This window comes from Methylobacterium sp. Leaf117 (assembly GCF_001422985.1).
In the GTDB taxonomy this organism is placed as follows: Bacteria; Pseudomonadota; Alphaproteobacteria; order Rhizobiales; family Beijerinckiaceae; genus Methylobacterium.
This window is the reverse complement of record NZ_LMNL01000036.1, coordinates 251,814-268,373: the sequence shown is the minus strand read 5'-3', so window position 1 is coordinate 268,373 and position 16,560 is coordinate 251,814. Positions and strand designations below refer to the sequence as shown.

8 protein-coding genes are annotated in these 16,560 nt (G+C 64.4%); 4 read left to right on the top strand and 4 right to left on the bottom strand.

The features are described 5' to 3' along the window. Nucleotides 1-215: 215 nt before the first annotated feature. From ASF57_RS20215 to ASF57_RS20205, 3 genes are all read left to right on the top strand, one after another. Complete coding sequence (locus ASF57_RS20215) at nucleotides 216-3,047, top strand: sensor domain-containing phosphodiesterase (RefSeq protein WP_244477043.1); 2,832 nt, start codon at nucleotides 216-218, stop codon at nucleotides 3,045-3,047. A 128-nt stretch (nucleotides 3,048-3,175) separates the two neighbouring features. Next, nucleotides 3,176-3,523, top strand: a complete 348-nt coding sequence (locus ASF57_RS20210) for a hypothetical protein (RefSeq protein ID WP_056188386.1) — start codon at nucleotides 3,176-3,178, stop codon at nucleotides 3,521-3,523. A 62-nt stretch (nucleotides 3,524-3,585) separates the two neighbouring features. Continuing rightward, nucleotides 3,586-4,530 carry a hypothetical protein gene (locus tag ASF57_RS20205; protein ID WP_056486646.1) on the top strand — a complete coding sequence of 315 codons (945 nt, stop codon included), beginning with the start codon at nucleotides 3,586-3,588 and terminating at the stop codon, nucleotides 4,528-4,530. A 144-nt stretch (nucleotides 4,531-4,674) separates the two neighbouring features. On the opposite strand, the gene ASF57_RS20200 is transcribed toward ASF57_RS20205, so the two are convergent. Continuing rightward, complete coding sequence (locus ASF57_RS20200; protein WP_056486644.1) at nucleotides 4,675-7,152, bottom strand: glycogen/starch/alpha-glucan phosphorylase; 2,478 nt, start codon at nucleotides 7,150-7,152, stop codon at nucleotides 4,675-4,677. 948 nt (nucleotides 7,153-8,100) lie between these two features. On the opposite strand from ASF57_RS20200, the gene glgA reads away from it, so the two are divergent. Beyond that, nucleotides 8,101-9,606, top strand: a complete 1,506-nt coding sequence (gene glgA, locus ASF57_RS20195) for a glycogen synthase GlgA (RefSeq protein WP_056486641.1) — start codon at nucleotides 8,101-8,103, stop codon at nucleotides 9,604-9,606. A gap of 377 nt (nucleotides 9,607-9,983) precedes the next feature. On the opposite strand, the gene ASF57_RS20190 is transcribed toward glgA, so the two are convergent. The 3 genes from ASF57_RS20190 to treS all read right to left on the bottom strand — a co-directional run bounded on the left by ASF57_RS20190 (nucleotide 9,984) and on the right by treS (nucleotide 16,515). Further along, nucleotides 9,984-10,379: a limonene-1,2-epoxide hydrolase family protein gene (locus ASF57_RS20190; protein ID WP_056486639.1), complete on the bottom strand. Its 396-nt coding sequence runs from the start codon at nucleotides 10,377-10,379 to the stop codon at nucleotides 9,984-9,986. A 571-nt stretch (nucleotides 10,380-10,950) separates the two neighbouring features. Beyond that, nucleotides 10,951-13,257, bottom strand: coding sequence for a 1,4-alpha-glucan branching protein GlgB (gene glgB, locus ASF57_RS20185; RefSeq protein WP_056486637.1), 2,307 nt, complete (start codon nucleotides 13,255-13,257; stop codon nucleotides 10,951-10,953). Next, nucleotides 13,258-16,515 (bottom strand): maltose alpha-D-glucosyltransferase, encoded by a 3,258-nt coding sequence (gene treS, locus ASF57_RS20180; protein WP_056188401.1) that lies wholly within the window; start codon nucleotides 16,513-16,515, stop codon nucleotides 13,258-13,260. Nucleotides 16,516-16,560 lie beyond the last annotated feature (45 nt).

Sequence of the window (16,560 nt, the reverse complement as noted above, 5' to 3'; positions counted from 1 at the left end):
ACGGTTAGGAAACGGTGAACGCCTCCGCGCAGGTCGGCTCCTCGCCTTGCTCGCCGAGGTTCTCACCGATACGACTGGACGCACAGCTGAGCCGTAATCCTTCGCCTGCTTCCATCGATCATGCCTCGCCCGGCCGGAACACTCGCCCGTTGCGTAGAATCGCTTCTGTCCTCGCCGCCTTCGTTCCGGCTCTCGTCGCGACGCTCCTCGGTGCTCTGATCCTGGGCGGGCCCGCGTGCGCCGTGGAGGCGGTGCGGGTGACCCTCGACGCACCCGCGATCGATCTGACACCGATGATCGAGCGGTACCGCTCCGATGGCGATCTGATTCAGATCTCGACCGCTCCCGGAAAGGACGGCATCGTTCGGCGCATCGTCGTGAAGGCTCGCGACACGGGCGCCCGTCCGGACTGGATGGTCTTCGCGCTCACCAACGATACCGACGAGCAGGTCGATCGGGTCCTCGTGGCGCCCCATTTCCGGCTCGTCGGCTCGGGCGTGATCTGGCCGGATCTCGGGGGCTCCCGCATCGCCGCGATCACCGCCAGTCAGGGCATCCGGCCGGAACGCGACGAAAACCCGGAAGCCGACCAGTTCGTCATCACGCTCGATCCCGGCGCGACGGTCACCTACGTGGCCGAACTCCAGGGACCCAACATCCCGCAGGTCTACCTTTGGGACCAGGAAGCCTATCGCAAGAAGACCAATGGACTGACGCTCTACAAGGGCATCATTATCGGGATTGCCGGTCTCCTGGCTCTGTTTCTCACGATCATCTTTGTCGTCAAAGGCGCGATCATCTTCCCGGCTGCAGCGTCCCTGGCCTGGGCCGTGCTGGCCTATGCGTCCATCGATTTCGGATTTCTGCAACGCGTCTTCCCCATCACCGAGGTCGCAGAGCGCGTCTATCGCGCCTCGACGGAAGCCGTCCTGGGCGCGACCCTGCTGGTGTTTCTGTTCGCCTACCTCAACCTGAGCCGCTGGCATGTCCGCTACAGCCACGTGGCAATCATCTGGCTCCTGTTTCTCGCCTGTCTGGTCGGCCTTGCGGTGTTCGATCCGCCCGTGGCGGCCGGCGTCGCGCGCATCTCGATCGCGGCCGTGGCGGGCGTCGGGCTGCTGCTGATCGTCTATCTCGCGGCGCATAACGGCTATGACCGAGCCATCCTGCTGATCCCGACCTGGTGCCTGCTCATGGTCTGGGTGGTGGCGGCGGGCTTTGCCATCACGGGGCAGATCGGCAGTGACCTCGTCCAGCCCGCGCTGATCGGCGGCCTCGTCCTCATCGTCATGCTGATCGGCTTCACGGTGATGCAGCACGCCTTCGCAGGCGGTGGTCTGACGCATGCGCTCGTCTCGGATACGGAGCGTCGCGCCCTCGCACTCACGGGCGCAGGGGACGTGGTCTTCGACTGGGATGTGTCGAGCGACCGGGTTTTCGCCGGGCAGGAAATGGAGGGGCAGCTCGGCCTCAAGCGCGGAACGCTCGAAGGTCCGGCCGCGAATTGGCTCGGCCTCGTCCATCCGTTCGATGTCGAGCGCTACTCCGCAGCCCTCGATACGATCATTGAGGAGCGCCGCGGCCGGATCGTTCACGATTTTCGCCTCCGCTCCGCCGGCGGGCCGTATTTCTGGTACCGCCTGAAAGCCCGCCCGGTGATCGGCTCGGACGGCGAGGTCATCCGTGTCGTCGGAACCATCAGCGACGTCACCGAGGTGAAAACCGCGGAGGAGCGCCTGCTCCATGATGCCGTCCATGACAGTCTGACGGGCCTGCCAAACCGCGAATTGTTCTACGACCGGCTCGATGCCGCCCTCGCCTTCGCGGGCCAGGATGCGCGCCTGCGCCCCACCACGATCGTGCTCGACATCGATCGCTTCAAGGCGATCAACGACGCGATCGGTCTCTCGGCGGGCGATTCCATCCTGCTGACGCTCTCCCGCCGGCTCGGGCGCCTGCTGCGGCCGCAAGACACCCTGGCGCGGGTCGCGGGCGATGAGTTCGCCCTGATCCTGCTGTCCGAGCGCGAACCCGATCGCATTCTGGCGTTCGCCGAAATGCTGCGCAAAGCGATCGCCACACCGATCACCTACGCCGACCGGGAGATCTTCCTCACGGTGTCGGTGGGACTCGCGCTCTACGAGGGGGGGGCGAACCTGAAGCGGGAGGAGGTGTTCAAGAACGCCGAGATGGCCATGATCCAGGCCAAGCGCGGCGGCGGAGATCGCACGGAGGTCTTCCGCGCCACGATGCGAAATGAGCGCAGCGACCGTTTGATGCTGGAAGCGGATCTGCGCCGGTCGCTGGAACGCAACGAAATGAAGGTGCTGTTCCAGCCGATCGTGCGCTTGGAAGATCGGACCGTCGCGGGCTTCGAGACGCTTCTGCGGTGGGACCATCCCAAACTCGGTCGCATCACGCCAGCGACCTTTCTGCCGATCGCCGAAGAGAGCGGCTTCATCGTCAATCTCGGCATCTTCGCCCTGGAGCGGACCGCGCTCGAACTTGCCGCCTGGCAACGCTCGCTCGACGTCGAGCCACCGATCTTCGCCTCGGTGAACGTGTCCTCGCGTCAGTTGCTGCGGCACGACCTGCTGCACGACGTCAAGACGATCCTGGCCCGGTCCGGTGTCATCCCGGGTTCGCTCAAGCTTGAGATGACCGAAAGCCTGGTGATGGAGAACCCGGAATACGCGGCCCAGATGCTGCACCGGATCCACGATCTCGGCGCCGGTCTGTCGCTCGATGATTTCGGCACCGGTTACTCGGCCCTGTCCTACCTGCAGCGCTTTCCCTTCGACACCATCAAGATCGATCAGTCGTTCGTGCGGCAGATCGCGTCCGGGCAAACGGCGATCCTGCGCTCGATCGTCAAGATGGCACAGGAGCTGGGCCTGTCGATCGTCGCAGAAGGTGCCGAGTCGGAAGTGGACACACAGGTCCTGTTCGAACTCGGATGCGAATACGCCCAAGGCTTCGCCTTCGGTGAACCGATGTCGATGCTGCAGGCGCGACAATTGTTGGGTGCCGCACCAGAAGCAGCCTGATCACAACCGCATTTCAATTCCGCGAAATGCGTCCGATCGAATTAAATCTCCTTTAACCATGATCGGGCACCTTTACGTTCGAGAGAGTGGCGGCGAAGCTCGATGAGCCAGCCGAAGGAGATGGCGTGATGGCGCAGGCTGCGTTGCGGATCGTGGACGATGAGATCGACACGGGCATCGTTCGGCGCTTGATGGCGCGTCCGATCCGGGTCGTCGAGGACGTCGCTCCGGCCCTTGCGACGTCCATCCCGGCCGTGGCCGCGGGCAGGAGTGTTTCGGCCTCCGCCGAAACGTCCCAGCTCAAGGCGGAAGTCATGGTGATGAAAGCGGTTCTTGGCGCGGAGCGCCGCGAGGCCGAGCGGCTTCGCGCCTGTATCAGCCGGATCGATGCCGCGGAGCCTCTCACACCGGAGGCGCAAGCCGTGCGCGATCGCTGGGCGGCCCTCGTCGATCATCTCCTGACCGAACTGCGCTGACGCGTCGGTTCGCGGACCCCGCCAAGCCTCTCCCTCTCTGTTTCTCTCAACGAAGGACGACCATGAGCGCCCGTTGTTCGCTCGTCGTCAACGGCAAGTCCGTCCGCGTATCCACGGGTGATACGCCGCTGGAAGCAGCCCTTGCCGATGGAATGATCGCCCCTGCCCTGGGGCTCGGCGGTCAGGGTGCAGGCCCCGCCCCGCGTCGCGCCCAGAGCCGTGCGCATCGGGGTGAGGCGCTCAAGCTCTCTCTGCCCCGCGCCGCCGCGATCGATCCGCCGCAACGGTTCGCCTTGCCGACGCGACCGGCCGCCGTGCAGAAGCGTGTCGGAACCGTGACGGAGATCTCCGCCGTCGGTCCTCAGACCTTCCAGGTCGTCGTCACGATCACCCGCCGACTGGCTCTGGAGCCGGGGCACGGGGTCGAGATCACCTTCGCGGGCTTCGCCCCGGTGACCTTGAGCCCGACCCTTCGCGTCGACGGCTCGGCCGAGTTGAACGAGCTCGTTTTTCACATCCGCCAGGAACGGGATGGGTTCGGCCTCGGGCATGAACTGATCGAAGCCCTCGCGCTTGATCAGCCGGTGAAAATCAAAGGCCCCGTCGGGCGCGGCTTCTACCGGTCCGGCGGCGGACGTCTGGTGCTTGTGGCCGCCGAGACCGGCTTCGGCCCGATCTGGTCGATCGCGCATGCGGCCCGTTACATCGAGCCGGCCCGCGACATCGTTCTCCTCGTCGGTGCCCGCAATCCCCTCGACCTCTACATGCGCCCCGCGCTCGATTGGCTTCGTGCCACCGGCGTCACGCAGATCGTTTCGGTGTCCGACCGGACCCGCCAACGCCCCCCGGAAGTGCGGCCCGGTCCGCTGACGGCGCACCTGCCCTCGCTGCGCAGCACGGACGTCGTCCATGTCGCCGGCGATGCCTCGACGGTCGGGGCGGTCGAGGTTCTGGCCGCCAAGATGGGCGCCCGGTGTCATCCGATCCTGATCGACGCCGGCATCTGACCGGCGCCGCGATCCGGAAGCCTCAACGCCACAGGGCGCATCCCGTGAAAGGATGCGCCCTGTGGCGTTTGACGAGCCGATCCGGCGGTTGCGCGTCCAGCGCCGCGCGGCAGGGCTGGACGCACACGGCTCAGGGGACGCGGCTCAAGGGACGCGGATGCCCCAGATTTCGTCGGCATATTCCCGCATCGAACGGTCGGATGAGAACCACGCCATCCGGGCCGTGTTGAGGATCGCCGTCCGCCACCAGAGCGATGGATTGCTCCAGGCTCCGTCGACGGCCCGCTGCGCCCGCCAGTAATCGTCGAAATCCGCGGTCACCAGGTAACGGTCGTTGTGGCGCAGATCCTCGACGATCGGGTGGAAGCGTGCGGGTTCTTCGGGAGAGAAGGCCCCGCCCGCGATGAGGTCGAGCGCTGCCTTGAGCCGCGGTGACGCGTCGATGGCCGCAGCGGCATAGCCGGGCTCGGCGAGGCGCGCTTGCACGCCGGCCGCGTCCAGCCCGAAGATGAAGATGTTCTCGGGCCCGACATGGTCGCGGATCTCGATGTTCGCCCCATCCAGCGTGCCGATGGTGAGCGCGCCGTTGAGCGCCAGCTTCATGTTTCCGGTGCCGGAGGCTTCCATCCCCGCCGTCGAGATCTGCTCCGAGAGGTCCGCCGCCGGGATGATCGTCTCGGCCAGGCTGACGGAATAATTCGGCAGGAAGACCACCTTCAGGCGACCGGCCACGTCCGGGTCCGCGTTGACGACCTTGGCGACATCGCAGGCGAGCTTGATGATGAGCTTGGCCTGGACATAGCTCGGCGCCGCCTTGCCGCCGAAGATCTTCACGCGCGGCGTCCAATCCTTCTTCGGATCGGCCTTGATGGCCTGGTAGAGCGCCACCGTCTCGATCACGTTGAGGAGTTGGCGCTTGTATTCGTGGATGCGCTTGATCTGAACGTCGAACAGAGCCGAAGGATCGATCGCGATACCGGTGCGATCGGCGACCACCTGGGCGAGCGCGATCTTCCGGGCCCTGCGCATGGCGCTGTAGCGCGATTGAAAATTCGCGTCCGAAGCGACATCGGCCAGCGTCGACAGGAGTGCGGGCGTGTCGAGAACCTCGGGTCCCAGCGCTTCGACGGCGAGCGCGGTCAGCTCCGGGTTGGCGTTGTGAAGCCAGCGTCGGAAGGTGATGCCGTTGGTCTTGTTGACGATCTTGTCGGTGTCGAGGGCGTGCAGTTCCTTGAAGACCGTGGTGCGCATGAGATCGGTGTGAAGGGCCGAAACGCCGTTCACGCGGCGAGCGCCGAGGAAGGCGAGATGCCCCATGCGCACACGCTTTCCATGAGACTCGTCGATGAGGGAGACGGCGGCCAGTTGCTCGGCGCTGCCGCGGCCCTGCTTGCCCTGCTCTTCGAGATGCATCCAGTTGATCAGATAGATGATCTGCATGTGACGCGGCAGGACACGCTCCAGCAGCTCCACCGGCCACGTCTCCAGCGCCTCGGGCAGGAGGGTATGGTTGGTGTAGCCGAGCGTATGGGTGGTGACGTACCAGGCGTCCTCCCAGTTGAAACCATGGTCCTCCAGGAGGAGGCGCATCAGCTCCGGTACGGCGATGGCCGGATGCGTGTCGTTCAGCTGGATCGCCGCGTGATCCGGGAGAGACCGCACGTCGCCCCGCTCGACGACATGGCGGCGGACGAGATCCTGCAACGAGGCCGAGGTGAAGAAGTATTCCTGGCGAAGACGCAGTTCCTGTCCCTCGGCGGACGAATCGCTCGGATACAGGACGCGGGAGATGGCCTCGGCCCGCGCACGACCCGCCACGGCACCGACATGGTCGCCACCGTTGAAGCGCTCGAGCTCGAGGGCGGTTTCGGCCTCGGCCTTCCACAGGCGCAGGGTGTTGACGTGACGGCCGCGCCATCCGACCACCGGCACGTCGTGTGCCACGGCCCTCACCGTCTCGGCCGGATGCCACTGGCGGCGGATCATCCCTTCGGAGATCGACGACATGGTGACATGGCCGCCGAATCCGATCGTGTAGGTCGCCTCGGGCCTCGCGAACTCCCAGGGATTTCCCTCGGCCAGCCAGGTTTCGGGCGCCTCCTTCTGCCAGCCGTCCTCCAACGTCTGCCGGAAGAGGCCGTGATCGTAGCGGATGCCGTAGCCGATAGCCGGAATCGACAGGCTCGCCATGCTTTCCATGAAGCAGGCCGCCAGGCGTCCAAGACCGCCGTTGCCAAGTGCGGCATCCGGCTCCGCCGCCTCCACGTCTCCGAGGTCGATGCCGAGGTCGCGCAAAGCCGCGCGCGTCGTCTCGACGAGACCGAGATTGTTCATGGCGTCGGAGAGAAGACGTCCGATGAGAAACTCGAGCGACAGATAATAGACGCGCTTGTTCGGCGTGCTGGATTCACCGTCGATGCACGCGTCGACGACGCGATCACGCAACGCCAGGGCCGTCGCCGCAAACCAATCCCGGTCGCGGGCGGTCCGGGGTGACTTGCCAATGACATAGGTCAGCTTGGCGAGAATCGCCTCGCGCAGGTCGGCGACGGGATCGCCCGAAAGCCGCGCCGTCGGCGAACGGCGGTCCGGTACGCCCGTCCTCTCCGTTCGGCCGGTCATTTCTCTGGCGTCGACCGGTACGCCGATCTCACCAGTATCCCGTCGGATCAATTTGTCATTCAACACGTGTCTAGCCCCCCATCTTAGCCGTTCACAGGGGACAGAGGCTTCGGCGCGACGCCCGTGGCCATCATGCCGCCTCCCCGTCCCGTTCTGTGCGCGGCCTCGTTCATTCGTCGTGTCCTATGATCCATCCCGATTTCGTCGACCACGCGAGAAGAACCGCGCGCACCCGGCCATCTGGGGTTCCTCGGACCTGTTAAGACACAGCGCCGACATTGAGCTCTCAGGATGCAGACGGTGGCTTGTCCGAGCATGCCCTCATCCAGCCCCCCTATGACGTCCGATCCAGTCCCATGCCGATCTCCAGCCTTCCGGCCAGACCGCACGCGCGAGACTGCGAGACCCCGGCTGCGTCGGCAAGACTTAGTCCGCATGGGAATGAGACGACACAACGTTGGAATATTGTCTGAACGAGGTCAGCGGTGCCGGACGCGGGCCTGCGCCGGGCAGCACGGCAGACCAAAGGAAGCGACGCGGATCGATCGTCCGACAGGGGCCGTTTTTCCGGCAGGATTCCCGACCGTGGCTGCAAGAACCAGGACGCTGGCGATCGTCGATGCAGTGCATCACGCCGGCGTGCGCAAACCCGTTTGCATCGCCGAAAAGCGGTGGGAACGATCGTGAGATCCACCTCGGAGCGGCACGCTATGACCGTGAACCGCTTCTTAAGACCGGTGCCTGCATCGCTTCCATCCGAAGGGGACACGATGGGGAAAGACCCCGTATTCCTCCGAATCCATCGGCAGGTTCAAAATAACTTCTGAACTTGGCCTGAATTGTGCGACGCAACGGAACAAAGGCTGTTCTCGGGCGTTCGCGAGGGTAACGTCGATGCTGGGCTCTTCTTGTCCGTTCCCGCCCAACGCTCGACGCGGGAACGATTTTATGAACCTATCGGATCGCTCCGATCACTTCGACGCCCACGCTTATCTCCGATCCCGCCATCATCTTCAGCCTCGTATTCTTTTTGCCACGCCAGAGATGGCCGATTTCGTCAAGACGGGTGGTCTTGGCGAAGTTGCCGGCTCACTTCCGAGAGCTCTCCGCAAGCATTACGACGTCCGCGTACTGATCCCCGGCTATCGTCAGGTTGTGGATCAGTTCGAACACATTCCTGTCGTCGCCCACCTGCCAGGTCACGCCGGGGTTCCCCCCTGCGAACTCGGCCTCGTCGAAACCGGGGACGGACTTCAAGTATACGTGATCTTGAACGCCGATCTCTATCAGCGCGACGGGACCCCTTACGGTACTGCGCAGGGTGACTTCGACGACAACGATATTCGCTTTGCGCGCTTGAGCCTCGCCGCCGCGGAGATCGCCCGTGGGATTGATCCGGTCTGGGCAGCCGACCTGCTTCATCTGAACGATTGGCAGGCCGCTTTAGCGCCAGCCTATCTCGCTTGGGGCGGCGTGCAGGTGCCCAGCATCCTGACGGTCCACAATCTGGCGTACCAGGGCGTGTTTCCGCGGGAAAGCTTGGCACGCCTCGGTGTACCGGAAGACGCATTCCAGATGGACGGGGTGGAATTCTACGGCCAGATCTCCTTCCTCAAAGCCGGCCTGTACTACGCCTCCCACGTCACGACGGTCAGTCAGACCTACGCCCGGGAGATCATCACACCGGAAGCGGGATGTGGTCTCGACGGCCTGCTGCGGACCCGCGCGGCGCAGGGGCGCCTCGCCGGCATCCTGAACGGCATCGACGAGAGCTGGGATCCGCGCACCGATCCGCATCTCGCAGCCCGTTTCGAGGTCGATGACTGGAAGGGCAAGCGAGCCAATGCGGAGACGGTCCGCCGTCAGTTCGGGCTCGCCGTCTCACGAGGACCGCTCTTCGCGATCGTATCCCGGCTCGTTCATCAGAAAGGGATCGACCTCAGCCTGGGGGCTGCGGAGTCGATCATCGCCGAAGGGGGCCAGCTGGTCGTCATCGGTCAAGGCGAAGGTCGGTTCGAGGGCGCCTTACGGGATCTGGCACGCCGCCATCCGTCATCCGTCGGCGTTCATGTCGGTTTCGCGGAGAAGGATGCGCGCCGCATGTTTGCCGGCAGCGACTTTCTACTCATGCCGTCTCGCTTCGAGCCCTGCGGACTGGCTCAGATGTACGCGCAGCGCTTCGGCTCGCTTCCGATCGTTCATCGAACAGGCGGCCTCGCCGATACGGTCGAGGACGGCGTGACGGGATTCATCTTCGGAGAGGCGTCGCCGCGTGGGTTTTCCAGTGCGATCCGACGCGCCTTCGACACCTTCGCACAGAAGAAGCGCCTGAACGCGATGCGGCGCCACGCCATGTCGCGTGACTTCACCTGGGATCAAGCCGCTCAGAACTACTCGTCGCTCTACGCGCGCGCATTCGGCAACGCGGTCGGCCTGCGACTTCGCGCAGCCTGACCCTTTCAGAATCGGATCGATGCGAGAACCGGCGAATATCCTTCGCCGGTTCTCGCTTGCGCGGGGAGCGTCCAATGAGTGGACCGCAAACCGCACGCGGATCGGGGCCAATCGAGGGAAAATCCTTCACGCAACCGACATTTTGACGCGTTAAACAGTCTATCAATCTGAATGGATCGACTTCTGAGACGTAGCGTCACGGAAATTGACGCGTGATACCCGCATCGAACGTCCGAGTGGGGCAGCGCGCGGACCGATCACCTTGCGAGAGCTTGCTGTGCCGGCGGACGCTCGCCAGGCTCAACGGCCTGATTGCGGCGCTCTCTGTGTCGGAACGCGAGGCGCCGCACGCCGGCGTCTGAGCGGTACGTCAGGGATTATGCGTCTAGGGCCGCGGCCTGTTGCTCGAAGCTGGCCAGATCGAAATAGTCACGCCATTCCCTGATTGCTCCATCATTGACGCGCATGCTGCCCATGGTGGGGAGCGTGATGCGGCCGCCGTTCCGATCCATGAACAAATCCAGTCTCTCGGTCAGAATAGTATCGCCATCCTGCCCCATGCGCAGGATCTGCCAGTCGACGCGAATGCGGCTTCCGACACCGAAGGCCTTATGGAAGCTGCGCGCGTTCTCCCGGCCACGGATCTCCGGCAACGGGATATTGTGGTAAAATACATCCTCGGCCAGGAGGTTGATTGCATCATCGAAGCGATCGTCATTGACGCGTTGAAAGAACAGCCGCACCAGGGCGATTTCGGGGGTGTCATCGGTCATGGCGCGCCTCGTTCCTCCTGAATTGCAACGATCCGTCCTCGTCACATCGTCGGATGAACCCACGCGTGAGGCAGGTCATTCACTGAACCCGTCGGACAGACGTGCTCAGTCTACAGACCGCATCGTGATGTCCAACCTGCATCGGCAACCTATCCGCGAACGCAGGGAAGAATAACCTAAGCGGCGCTAAGCTTATGTGCGATGACAATCGGGAAACGCCGGTTGCCCGCGGCAGAGGTTTCTCTTGGCCTCCCCACGACGCCAGTTCTCGGCAACGGACCCTCGACGGCGATCCTGGGCGAGGACTTCGACCCGATCATCATCGTCTCCGCGCTCGTCCTCCTCACGGCCACACGCCCTCGGTTGGCGAGGGTAAGTGGCCCCTCGCAGAGCGGCACACCCAGTTGGTCGCGTCGGGTGGCGCCTCAGCAGCCCGGACGCGATTGTTCATTTGGTTGCAACCGACCGGCGGCAGGCGGTCTTCCCCTTCGAGTTTCGTCCGCCGGCGCGTGAAGCGACACGTCACACGCCGGCCGGGCGCCAGGACCCGAGGCCGGCGCCCGATTTCGGTCTAAGCCGACTCGCGCACGAAAATCGTGGTCGCCAGGGGCGGAATCGTCAGCGTCACGGAGAAAGGCTGACCGTGGCTCTCGACCGCTTCCGCATGAACACCGCCCATATTGCCGACGTTCGAGCCGCCATAGCGCTCCGCATCGGAGTTGATTGCTTCCCGATAGAACCCCGAGGCGGGAACGCCGATGCGATAGCCCTCACGGGGCACCGGCGTGAAATTCGACACCACGATCGCGAGTGCATCGGACTCCCGACCCTTGCGGGCCCAGGCGATCACGCTGTTGTCCTGGTCATCGGCCACCAACCATTGGAATCCGCCCGCCTCGGTGTCGCGCTCGTGCAGGGCAGGTGTCGCGGCGTAGAGGTGGTTGAGATCGCGGATCAGATCCTTGACGCCCTGGTGCATCCCATCGTTCAGGAGATGCCAGTCGAGGCTCTGGTTGTGGTTCCACTCCTTCTCCTGGCCGAACTCGCAGCCCATGAAGAGGAGCTTCTTCCCGGGGTGACCCCACATGAAGCCGTAATAGGCACGCAGGTTCGCGAACTTCTGCCAGCGATCCCCCGGCATCTTGCCGAGGAGCGAGCCCTTCCCGTGGACGACTTCGTCATGGGACAGCGGCAGGATGAAGTTTTCTGAGAACGCGTAGAGCAGACCGAAAGTCAGGTCGTGATGGTGGTAGCGCCGGTGAATGGTTTCCTTGGACACGAAGTTCAGGGTGTCGTGCATCCACCCCATGTTCCACTTGAAGCCGAAGCCGAGACCGCCGGTATAGGTCGGGTGTGACACCCCCGGCCATGAGGTCGACTCTTCTGCCACCGTGAGGGTCCCGGGGGCATGGGCGTAGGTCGCCTCATTGGTCTTGCGCAGGAACTCGATGGCATCGAGGTTTTCGTTGCCGCCGTAGCGGTTCGGGATCCACTCGCCCTGCCGGCGCGAATAGTCGAGGTACAGCATCGACGCGACCGCATCCACGCGCAGTCCGTCGAGGTGATAGTGCTCGAGCCAGAACCGCGCATTGGCGGCCAGGAAGCTCGAAACCTCCGTCCGACCGAAATTATAGATGTAGGTTCCCCAGTCCTGATGGAATCCCTGGCGCGGATCGGCGTGCTCGTAAAGGTGCGTTCCGTCGAACTGGCCAAGCCCGTGGGCGTCGAGCGGGAAGTGCCCCGGTACCCAATCGAGCATCACGCCGATGCCGGCCGCGTGAGCGACGTCCACGAAGGCCGCGAAATCGTCCGGCGTGCCGAAACGGCTGGTCGGCGCGAACAGCGAGACCGGCTGGTATCCCCACGATCCGTCGAACGGGAACTCCGTGATCGGGAGCATCTCGATATGGGTGAAGCCCATCTCCTTCACGTAGGGGATCAGGCGCTCGCCCAATTCCCGATAAGTGAGGTAGCGATTGCCCTCCTCGGCGACCCGCGCCCAGGAGCCGAGGTGCACCTCATAGATCGAGATCGGGATATGGCGCGGGTCTTTCTCGCCCCGGGTCGCCATCCAATGCGCGTCCTGCCAATCCGGGTCATTCGTCCCCTGAAGGACGGACGCGGTCTCCGGCGGCTTCTGCGCCGCGAAGGCGACGGGATCCGCCTTGAGTGGCAGGACCGACCCGTCGGCGCCGCGAATCTCGTACTTGTAGTGAACGCCTGCGGTCAGACCGGGAATGAACAGTTCCCAGATTCCGCCATTCTGCCACAGGCGCATGGGATGGCGCCGGCCGTCCCAGTTGTTGAAATCGCCGACGACGCTGACGCGCCGTGCATTCGGCGCCCAGACGGCGAAACGGAAGCCATCGATCCCATCGACCGAGCGATGCTGCGCGCCGAGGATGCGGTAGGTGACATTGCTGCCAACCTCCCGGAGATTGTCGATATCCTCCTGGCGCAACGATGATCCGAACCCGTAGGGATCATGGCGCGATCGCTCGACACCATCCCAGGTCTCCACGATCAGTTCGTAGAGCGGACGGCCCTCGCTCGGCACGCGCGCGACGAAGAAGCCATCCGGGTGCTTGCGCTCGAAGGGAATCCGCTGAACCCCGACGAGAAGGGTCGCGGATTTGGCTTCCGGCAGAACCGCGCGCACTTCCCATTGTCCGGTTCCGGCCTGATGTGGGCCGAGGATCGAGAAGGGATCGCCGTGGTTCGCCGCCATGATGGCGGCGATGGCGTCCGGGTGCAGAGACCCAGTATCGGACGCCGCTGCGTGCGGCGACCGGGTGGCAACGGGCGTAACGTCCGTCGATCCGGAGGTGCCGGACATCTGGCCGGTCCTGCTCGCGAACGTCTCGTCGATGCCCATCATTCAAACGCCTCTCTTGATTTCATCCAGAATGTTGAGAACCCCACGGGCGGGGATTTCGATCCAGTCCGGACGATTGTTGGCTTCGTAATCGACTTCGTAGAGCGCCTTCGTGAGGATCGAGAGCTTCAGCAGCCGGCTCTCGGTCTCCGGATCGGTGACCGCAGCCCGGCTCACCGAAACGGCCTCGCGATACCCGTCCAGGTAGGCCGCATCGATCATGTCGCGCCACGCGATCGAGGCGCGTCGCGCCCTCTCCTCGGAATCCGAGAAGCGGGCGGCGATGCCACGGGTGACTGTCTCGGCCCCATAGGCGAAGGAGCGCAGCATACCGGCGACATCGCGCAGGGGCGTCGACTTGATGCGGCGTTCCTCGGACGGCCGCGAGGGCTCGCCCTCGAAATCGACGATGATGAGGTCGTCTTCGGCCGCCAGCACCTGACCGAGGTGGTAGTCGCCGTGGATGCGGGTCTTCATTGCTCCGAGCGGTGGCCGCGCGGTCAGGGTCTCGATCGCAGCCTCGACCTCGTGCCGACGTCCGGCCAATTCGGTGCTGGCCGCGTTCGAGGCGCGTCCCGCGAGCGCATCCAGACCGCGGAACGCCCGCTCGGCCTGACGGCGGGTGTCGTCGCCGAGGGCGTACAGGTCGGAATGGTCGAACGGTTCGGCCGCGAAGGCCGGATCGTCGGTTTCGACCGCGAAGGCGTTGTGCATCTCAGCCGTCCGACGTCCGAGCAGGATCGCCCAGCGCAGATGCGTCTCGAAGGCTTCGGCGGGTGACGGAGCCTCGCTCTCAGGCGCGAGCACCACCGTGTCGAAGTCGCGCCGGAGGCCCTCCAGCATCAGCGTCCAGGCATCGCCCTGATTCGGGACGAACTTTTGCAGCACCGCGAGCGCCGTCCGAGTGCCCTTGGCATCGACGTGCTCGAGCACGCCGAGCAAAGCGGGCGTATTGGTGAAATGCGCGGTCTCGGTGAGGAAGCGTCCGACCTCGATCTCGGGATGGATACCCGTCTGCAGGCGTCGCAGGAGCTTGAGCATCATCTTCGAGCCGATGGCGATCGACGTGTTGCTCTGCTCGGCATTCAGCGAGCGAACCTCGCTGGCCTCGAAGGTGATGTCGGGATCGAAGGCCGAGGTGGTCGAGAACACCAGACGCCCGGTTTCGGTGGCGATCTCGCGTCCCTCGCGCATACCTTCGATCATCGAGATGGCGAAGGACGGCGAGGCGGCCGCGCCGAGCAGCAAGCCTGTGCGCGGCCCGCGGCGAACCCGCGCGACGGCATGCTGCAGCATCGCCTCCTCCTCGCGGCCCTCGTCGACCGCGACCGGCACGAAATAATCCTGCCGCTCGCCCGTCGAGAGATGGACGGCAACACGCGGCAGAAGGAACCGAGCCTCGCCGGCGTTGTCCTTCAGGGCCGCGCTGTCCGTGACCTGAACCGACTTGATGCGTGAGCCCTTGGCGGCGAACCAGCGCCGGGTGGCGATGAAGCGCGGCGCGACCGTGCGCTCGAAGGCGGTCCGCTCGCGTCCCGCCATCAGGGTCTCGATACCGCCCGTCAGCACCAGCGTGAACAACTCCGGCAGTTCCGGCTGCGGACCGATGGTGCCGGTGTTCGCGGCACTCAACGAGAACCAGTAGAAGCCATAAGACGGCAGCGTCAGCAGATAGGGCAGCTCGCCGATCGCCGGGAACTCGGAACCTCCGGTCAACTCGATCGGCACGGCATTGCGCAGTTCCGACAGGTCGAGCTGCACCGCCTGCGGCGCGCGCGACAGGTTGGCGACGCAGAGCACGCGCTCACCCTCGAACTCGCGAATCCAAGCCAGCACCTTCCGGTTCGACGGATACAGGAACTGCATCCCGCCGCGCCCGAGGGCGACCGAATTGTTGCGGATCGCGATCATGCGGCGCGTCCAGTTCAGCAGGCTGGTCTGCGACTGGGTCTGCGCCTCGACGTTGATGGCGTCGAAGCCGTAGATCGGGTCCTGCACCGAAGGCAGGAACAGTTTTTGCGGGTTGGCGCGGGAGAAGCCGCCATTGCGGTCCGGCGACCATTGCATCGGCGTGCGCACACCGTCGCGGTCACCGAGATAGATGTTGTCGCCCATGCCAATCTCGTCGCCGTAATAGAGCACGGGCGTGCCCGGCATCGACAGGACGAGGGACTTCATCAGCTCGATCTTGCGCCGATCGTTCTCCAGCAAGGGTGCAAGACGACGCCGGATGCCGAGATTGATCCGGGCGCGACGCTCCGCGGCATAGAACGACCACAGGTAATCGCGCTCCTCGGCGGTCACCATCTCGAGGGTGAGCTCGTCGTGGTTGCGCAGGAAGATCGCCCATTGGCAGCCCTCCGGGATTTCCGGGGTTTGCCGCATGATATCGGTGATCGGGTGCCGGTCCTCGCGGGCGATCGCCATGTACATGCGCGGCATCAGCGGGAAGTGGAATGCCATGTGGCACTCGTCGCCGTCGCCGAAATACTGGGCGGTTTCCTCCGGCCACTGATTGGCTTCCGCCAGCAGCATCCGATCCGGATAGCTCGCATCGAGGGCGGCGCGGATCGCCTTGATGACCGTGTGGGTCTCCGGCAGGTTCTCGCAATTCGTGCCGTCGCGCTCGATGAGATAGGGAATCGCATCAAGACGCAGGCCGTCGACACCCATGTCGAGCCAGTAGCGCATGACCTCGATCACGGCCTCCAGAACGGCCGGGTTGTCGAAGTTCAGATCGGGCTGGTGGCTGTAGAAGCGATGCCAGAAATATTGCTTGGCGACCGGGTCCCAAGTCCAGTTCGAAACCTCGGTATCGAGGAAGATGATGCGCGTGTCGGAGTACGGCGTATCGGTATCGGACCAGACGTAAAAGTCGCGCTCGGGGCTGCCGGCCGGCGCCTCACGCGCGCGCTGGAACCAAGGATGCTGATCCGAGGTGTGGTTGATGACGAGCTCCGTGATGACGCGCAGGCCACGCTCGTGCGCAGCGTCCACGAACTTCCGGAACTCCTCCATCGTCCCGTAGGAGGGATTTACCTCGCGATAGTCGCCGATGTCGTACCCATCGTCACGCAGCGGCGACGGGTAGAACGGCATCAGCCATATGGCCGTGACGCCAAGGTCACGGACATAGTCAAGCTTCTGCGTCAGGCCCTCGAAATCGCCGATCCCGTCATTATTGGAGTCGAAGAACGACTTGACGTGGATCTGGTAGATGATGGCGTCACGGTACCATTGCGGATCGCTGCGATCGATCATCGCGTCGTTGCCTCATACGTCGAGTTCAAGGGCGTCTTCGGAGTC